Below are 7,061 nucleotides of genomic sequence, written 5' to 3' on the forward strand. Positions count from 1 at the left end.
GCCCGGATTGCAACTTTTGGCGGTAGGAGCGCCCGGTCTACTCGACCTCTTCACCTACAAGGTAGGTATAGCCGCTCAATCCCTTCCGGTAGAGGGTCATCATTTCTTCCGCCTCGGCGGGCTCGATGAGGCCCTTGCCCAGGCCGATGCCCAGCAGTTTGGAAATGCGCTCCAGCAGGTCGGCGGCCTCGAACTGCACGTAATCGAGCACTTCCTGCACGTTCTCGCCGTGGATGAATTCCTCGAAGCTGTAAGTGCCGTCCTGGTTGAGGGAGACGTGGACGGCGTTGGTGTCGCCGAAGAGGTTGTGCAGGTCGCCCAGGATCTCCTGGTAGGCTCCGATCAGGAAAACTCCGATCAGGTAAGGGTCGTCGGGTGGAAAGCTGTGCACGGGCAGAGTCGGGGTGCCGAGCTGTTCGCCCAGCCAGGCGGGATCGCCGATAAAGCGCTCGACCTTGCCGTCGGAATCGCAGGTGATGTCCTGCAGGGTCGCCTCCCGGTCGGGACACTCATTCAGGCGATGGATAGGCATCAAGGGAAAGATCTGATTGATGGCCCAGGAATCGGGCAGCGATTGAAAGAGCGAGAAGTTGCAGAAGTACTTGTCGGAAAGACGCTCCTTCAAGTCGGCCACCTCTTCGCCGCCCTCGATATCGGGAAGCAGGCTGTAGACGCGCCGGGCGATGGTCCAGAATAGCTGTTCGCACTTGGCCCTTTCCGAGAGTCCCGTGCGCCCGCTCTTGAAGTGCTCCAGCACCTCTTCCTTGACCCGAACGGCCTCGCGCCAGCTTTCCAGCGCATTGTGGACGCTCAGTTCCCCCAGGATGCGCCGCAGGGTGAAGAGAGCCGGGTCTTCGCGCTGTGAAAGCTGCGGTTGCTGCTTCCAGAGGGGCGGCGAGGTGGCTTCCAGCACGTCCATGACGAGCAGGGAATGATGGGCCGTCAAGGCCCGTCCCGACTCGGAGACGATGTTGGGATGAGGCAGATCCTGCTCGCGGCAGATCTCGCTCAGGGCCGAGACGATGGTATCGGCGTAGTCTTTGATGGTGTAGTTGACCGAAGAAGGGGCGCTGGAGCGCGATCCGTCGTAGTCGACTCCCAGACCGCCGCCCACGTCCACGAACTCGATCTCACAACCCGCCTTATGCAGTTCGGAGTAAAAGCGTGAAACTTCCTTGAGGCTCTCGGCAATGGAGGAAATGTCTGTGATCTGGCTTCCCAGGTGGAAGTGAAGCAGCTTGATGCTGTCCAGCATGCCTCTGGAGCCGGCCAGCTCGACTGCGTCCAGGATCTCGGTCACGGTCAGGCCGAACTTGGAGAGTTCGCCTCCCGAGGACTGCCACATTCCGCTGCCGCAGGAGGAAAGCTTGACCCGAAGCCCGATTTGAGGGTGGATGTCGAGGTCTGAGGACAAGCGCAAGATGGTCTCCAGTTCGCTGGGCTTTTCCACCACGATGAAGATGCGCCGGTCCAGCTTTTGCCCGATCAGGGCCATGCGGATGTAGGCTTCGTCTTTGTAGCCGTTGCAGATGATCAGCCCGTCGGGATTGTCCTGCATGGCCAGGACGGCATGCAGTTCGGGCTTGGAACCGGCCTCCAGGCCCATGTCGAAAGAGCGTCCGAAGCGGACGATTTCCTGCACCACCTGACGCTGCTGGTTGACCTTGATGGGGTAGACGGTGAAATAGCGTCCCTGGTAGCCGTATTCTTGGGACGACTGGCTGAAGGCCTGATGGATGTCCTCGATGCGCTTTTGCAGGATGTTGGAGAAACGCAGCATCACAGGCAGCGCCATGCCCTTGCGCTGGATCTCGTCGACCAGTTCCTTGAGGTCGATCTTGCGGCCGTCCTGGTGGGGGTCTACCTGTACGTTGCCGGCCTCGTTGATGCTGAAGAAGCCGGCCCCCCAGTCCTCGATGCGGTAGACTTTGCGGGCCTCTTCCAGCGTCCATTGCTGATGTGCTTCCAGTGTCGTCTTCAAAACGGCTCTATTCTAACGCAAGCCGCGCTTTGGCAAATCTTCATCTGCGTAAGCGGGTTCGAAACCCTTTCCGCGAGAGCGCGTCTGCTGCTACGGGTCCTCGAGTGGAAAGGAAAGCATGAGAGAATTCAAAATCGAGAAAGAGCTCTGGCTGCCCTACCAGCCCGAGGAGATCTTCCCCTTCTTCGCCGACGCCGCCAATCTGCATCGCTTGACTCCCGATACCATGAATTTTGAAATTCTTACGCCCACTCCCATCAAGATGGGGGAGGGAACGGTGATCGACTACAAGCTGCGCGTGCGCAAGATCCCCATGCGCTGGCGCAGCGAGATCACTGCCTGGGAGCCTCCTCATCGCTTCACGGACGAGCAGCTCAGGGGACCCTACCGCCAGTGGATCCACGAGCACACCTTCGAGGAGAAAGATGGAGGCACTGTTTGCCGCGACCGGGTGCGCTACGCCCTCTGGGGAGGCTGGATCGTCGACAAGCTGCTGGTGCGCCGGGACGTGGAGAGCATCTTCGAGTATCGCCAGGCGCAACTGAAAAAGATCTTTCCAGCCCGCGACCGGCGCCCGCAGGCCAAGGCGTCTTGAGCGGGTGTCAGTCGCGCCGGTAGGCGAACCTTCCTCCGATGACGGTGTAGAGGACTTCAGTGTCGAGGATCCTGGAGGGGTCGATCTCCAGCAGATCCAGAGAGAGGACGGCGATGTCGGCCACCTTTCCGGGCGTCAGCGAACCCTTCACGTCCTCTTCGAAGTTGGCGTAGGCGGTGTTGTAGGTGTAGGCCTTGAGAGCCTCCTCCATCGAGATCCGCTCCTCGGGGAACCATCCGCCCGGCGGCTGCCCGGTGATGGTCTGGCGGGTGACGGCGGCGTAGAGGCCCAGCATAGGATCGATGGGATATTCAGCCGCCGAGGTGCCCGGCCAATCGGTGCCGAAGCAAAGCAGCCCGCCGTTTTCCTGGATCGTCTTGAAGGCGTAGGCGCCTTTGCTGCGTTCATGTCCGATGCGTTCCTCCATCCAGCGCATGTCGTCGCTGAGATGAAAGGGCTGGACTTCGGCCACCACGCCCAGTTCGCCTAACCGAGGGAAGTCGTCCGGCGCGATGACCTGGGCGTGGACCAGGCGGAAGCGGCGGTCCTTCTGGCCGTTCTGGCGGCGCAGTTCCTCCAGGTAGTCGAGCAGCAGGTGGTTGGCTTCGTCGCCGATGGCATGGACGGTGAGTTGAAGGTTGGCCTTGTCGGCGTCCAGCATGTATTGCAGGAACTTGCCTTCCACGAAGTTGCCCTGGTCGTCCACCATCAGGCGGCGCCAGCGTCCGCGGCTGTCCGGGTCGTGGGTGTAAGGCTCGAAGAAACGGGCCGTGGAAGTGCCCATGATGCCGTCGATGTGCCCTTTCAGCGATCCGAGGCGGATCCATTCGTCGCCCGAGCCGATTTCAATGCCCTGGTCGGCCAGCTTCTTCCATTCGTCCAGCGGATAGCGGAAGTGGATGCGCACGTCGAGTTGACCGGCTTCCCGCAACTCGCGGTAGATCTCGAGCTGGATCTCGTCGCTCATGTCGGAAACGTTGCTGACCCCGTGGCGGACGATTTGGCGGAAGGCGTTCTTGGTCTGGGCGATGCGGCGCTTGCGGCTGAACTCGGCGGGGATCTTGTCTCGGAAGAGCCGCGCCGCTCCCTCGCCTTCGAAGACTCCCGTGTAGCCTTGGGCGTCGCGCAGAAACTCCACCCCCTCGGCCCGAGGACGGTCGGGATCGAGGCCGGCCATCTCCAGCGCCTTGCGGTTGGCGGCGAACTGGCTGTTGTCGAACTTGCGGATGAAGATGGGGTGGCGGGCGCTGATGTCATCGACCAGCCGCATGTCGGGCGCGAAGGGTTCACGAGAACTCCCCCCGGCGCTGCCCTCGGCCCATTGATCGTAAGCCCCCCAGTATCCGCCCATCATCCATTCGTCGGGATCGAGGGTGGAGACCACCTCCTCGACCCTCTCGACGAACTCGTCCTGGGTCGAGGTGCGCATGATGTTGAATTCCTGGAAGCGCGCCGCCGAGGCGAAGTGGACGTGGTTGTCGTTGAAGGCCGGCAGGGCGAAGGCCCCCTCCAGGTCGACGACCTGGGTCGAGTCGCCCCGATGAGCCATCACCTCATCATCCGACCCCACCGCCACGATGCGCCCGTCCAGCATGGCCACGGCCCGGGCCCGCGGCTTGGAATCGTCGGCCGTCCAAAAGTCGCCGTTGTGCAAGATCAAGTCCGCTTCCGGCGCCCGCTGCGATGAGCAGGAAACCGCCAGCAGGACCCACAAGAGCGCCGTCCACAGTCGGGGATTTCTCATGGACGTCATACTAGCCTATCCCCCATCGTCCCGCATCCGCCACGGCTAGGGCCACTAGGTGGCCAACAAGTTGACACACGGGTCAAGTTTCAGCGACCGCGGTGAAGGCTCAGTTGCCCTCGGCGGTATGAGGTCGCTCGCTACACTTTGAGTGTTGCGGCGGGTTCCACGCTGTGGGCTCGGCGGGCGGCCAGCCAGCAGGCCAGCCCGGCCAGGAGGCACAAAAAGCCCAGCGCGACCAGGTAGGAGAGGGGGTCGCGGGCTGTGATCCCGAAGACCATGTTCTCAAGCCAACGGGCGGCGGCCATGGCCCCGGCCAGGCCCAGGAGGGCGCCCAGCAGGCTCAAGCGCACCCCTTTGGCGGTAACCCACAGGACCAACTCACGCGGATGGGCTCCCAAAGCCAGGCGGATGCCGATCTCGCGCCTGCGCAGGCTGGTCCAGTAGGAGAGGATGGCGAATACCCCGATGGCGGCCAGCACGGCGGCCAAGGCCGCGAAGAGCCCGAAGAGCACCACGGCGGCCCGCAGCGTACGCTGCTCGCGGTCGATGAAGTCCGACAGGAGGACAGGCTCGAAAACCGGCAGATCGCCGTCCAGGTCGCGCACAACCTGGCGCAGCCGGGGCAAGAGGGTGCCCGCCTCGGCCTGGCTGTGGGCCATCAGGATCACCTCGGGCGGAAGCGTCTGCAGGTAGGGAAAATAGACCTCGCGGGTATTGCTGGAATCGAGGCGTCCCCTCATCTTGGCGTCGCCTACCACGCCCACCACCGTAACCCAGTCGATTTCTGAGCGGGTGCGCCACTTGAACCGCTTCCCCAGCGGACTCTGGCCAGGCCATGCGTCCTCGGCCATCGATTGGCTGACCAGCGCCACCGTCAGGCTGTCCTGGCGGTCCTGCGGGGTCAGATAGCGGCCCCGCAGCAGGGGGATGCCCATTTGTTGAAGAGCCGATGGCCAGACGTGATGCTGAAAGCCGCGAACCAATTCGCGCTCCTCGGCCTCGGCCTGCGCTTCGTCGTAGAGGTCGATGGTCCGATAGGCGTACCCCGGCATGGAGGCCGACCAGATCCAAGCCGAGCGGACGTCGGCTTGCGCCTGAGTCCGGCGCTGCAGCTCCCTGGCGAAGTTGGCCCGCTGGGAAGGCTCCGAGTAATCAGAGCCTCTCAGTTCAACCCGCAGCGTCATGACGTCTTGCGGCTGGAAGCCCAGCGGCGAAGAATTGAGAAGCAGCAGGCTCCTTCCCATCAGACCCATGCCGATCAGCAAGACCCCGGTGAGAGCGATCTCGCTGACCACCAGGCCTTTTTGCAGGATCTGGCGATAAGAGGGCGCTCCCCCGCGGCTTCCTGACAGCAGGCGGGTGCTCAGATCTTTGCTGCGGTAGAGCAGCACCGAGGTCAGCGCCAGCACCAAGGCAGCTCCCAGGCCGGCCAAAGCCGCCCCCGAGAAGACCCGCATCGAAGGCTGCAGGTCGACAAAGCCCGGGAACTCGATGGGACTGATGGAGGCCAGCAATCGGACGCACAGCACCGCCAGCAGCAATCCCGCCGCTACTCCCGCCAGCATGAGCAGCACCAGTTCGATCAGCGAGCGGCTGAAGAGCTGTTTCAAGCCCGCACCCAGGGCCAGTCGCAAGGCCAGCTCCGATTCCTGCTGGGAGATCCGCAGCATGACCAGATGAAGCACGTTGAAAAGGGCCACCAGCAAAACCAGCAGCGAGGCCGCCATGAGCGCTCTCACCGGCGTGAGCAAGTCGTTATAGAGGCCGAAAAAATATCGGCGCAGAGGCACCACCGTGACGCCGAAGTCCTTGTTGCTGTCGGGGAATTCCTGCTCCAGCCGCTGCGCTACGCGGGCCAGGTCCTGGCGCGCCTCGTCCATGGAGGCACCGGGCTTGAGGCGTCCGATGCCGAAGATCCAGCGCGCGGTGCGCCTTTGCAGGGTGTGGATGCCGAAGAGCTCGGCGTGGGTGGCCAGCGGCAACCAGACGTCGGTGGGATGGTTGACCTCGGCCAGGTCGCTGAAGGCCGGGGACATGATTGCCACGACCGTGAAGGGCTCTCCGTTAAGATGGATAACCGAGTCCACCGCCTGAGGACGTCCCCCCAGGCGCGTCTGCCAGAAGCCGTGGCTGACCACAGCCAGCTTGGGCGCTCCAGGAAATCGGTCTGAGGAGGAGTCGAATGTCTCTCCATAGGCCGGTTGCGCTCCCAGCAGCTCGAAGTAGTTCGAGGTCACGAAATTGGCGCGGGCGCGCAGCGGCTCGAAGTCGCCGCTGACCGTGACATGACGCCAGTCGGCGAAGAAGGCGATGTCCTGGAAAGCGGTGCTGTGATCGCGCCAGTCTTGCAGGTTGGGATAAGAGGCGGCGTTGAATCCGCTGCCCTTGACGTTTTCGTGCAGAAAAACCAGCCGCTCAGGGTCGGGATAGGGCAAGGCTCTGAAAAGGGTGGCGTCGGCAATGGCCAGGATGGCGGCGCAGACTCCGGTAGCCAAGGCCACGATAGCCAGGACGCCCACCGTGAACCCAGGATGTCTGCGCAGGCGACGCAGGGACAGACGCACTTGTCGGGAAAGATTCGACACTACTCCTCCTGTCCCCCCCCGACGTGTGGTAAGAATGCTTAGTCGCCGGCCAATTATTTCATAAGTGCTTACGGTTTGTGCAAGTCGAGGAAGCGGAGGCAAAGTGCAGAGATTCAGGATGCTGATGATTGGCTGGGTGGGGCTGTGGGTCTG

Annotated in this window: 4 protein-coding genes; 1 reads left to right on the forward strand and 3 read right to left on the reverse strand. The window is 62.8% G+C overall.

Features of this window, described 5'->3' with window-relative positions:
- Positions 1–37: 37 nt before the first annotated feature.
- Positions 38–1,969, reverse strand: a complete 1,932-nt coding sequence (speA, locus tag VLU25_15895; protein HSR69419.1) for a biosynthetic arginine decarboxylase — start codon at positions 1,967–1,969, stop codon at positions 38–40.
- Between the two features lie 130 nt (positions 1,970–2,099).
- On the opposite strand from speA, the gene VLU25_15900 reads away from it, so the two are divergent.
- Positions 2,100–2,576 (forward strand): SRPBCC family protein, encoded by a 477-nt coding sequence (locus VLU25_15900; GenBank protein HSR69420.1) that lies wholly within the window; start codon positions 2,100–2,102, stop codon positions 2,574–2,576.
- A 7-nt stretch (positions 2,577–2,583) separates the two neighbouring features.
- Here VLU25_15900 and VLU25_15905 read toward each other — a convergent pair whose 3' ends face one another.
- Both VLU25_15905 and VLU25_15910 read right to left on the reverse strand, forming a co-directional pair.
- On the reverse strand, positions 2,584–4,320 hold the full coding sequence (locus VLU25_15905; protein HSR69421.1) for an amidohydrolase: 1,737 nt from the start codon (positions 4,318–4,320) through the stop codon (positions 2,584–2,586).
- A 140-nt stretch (positions 4,321–4,460) separates the two neighbouring features.
- Positions 4,461–6,908, reverse strand: coding sequence for an ADOP family duplicated permease (locus tag VLU25_15910; GenBank protein ID HSR69422.1), 2,448 nt, complete (start codon positions 6,906–6,908; stop codon positions 4,461–4,463).
- Positions 6,909–7,061: the final 153 nt, after the last annotated feature.

Source organism: Acidobacteriota bacterium, assembly GCA_035471785.1.
Lineage (GTDB): Bacteria > Acidobacteriota > UBA6911 > RPQK01 > DATIPO01 > JANQFM01.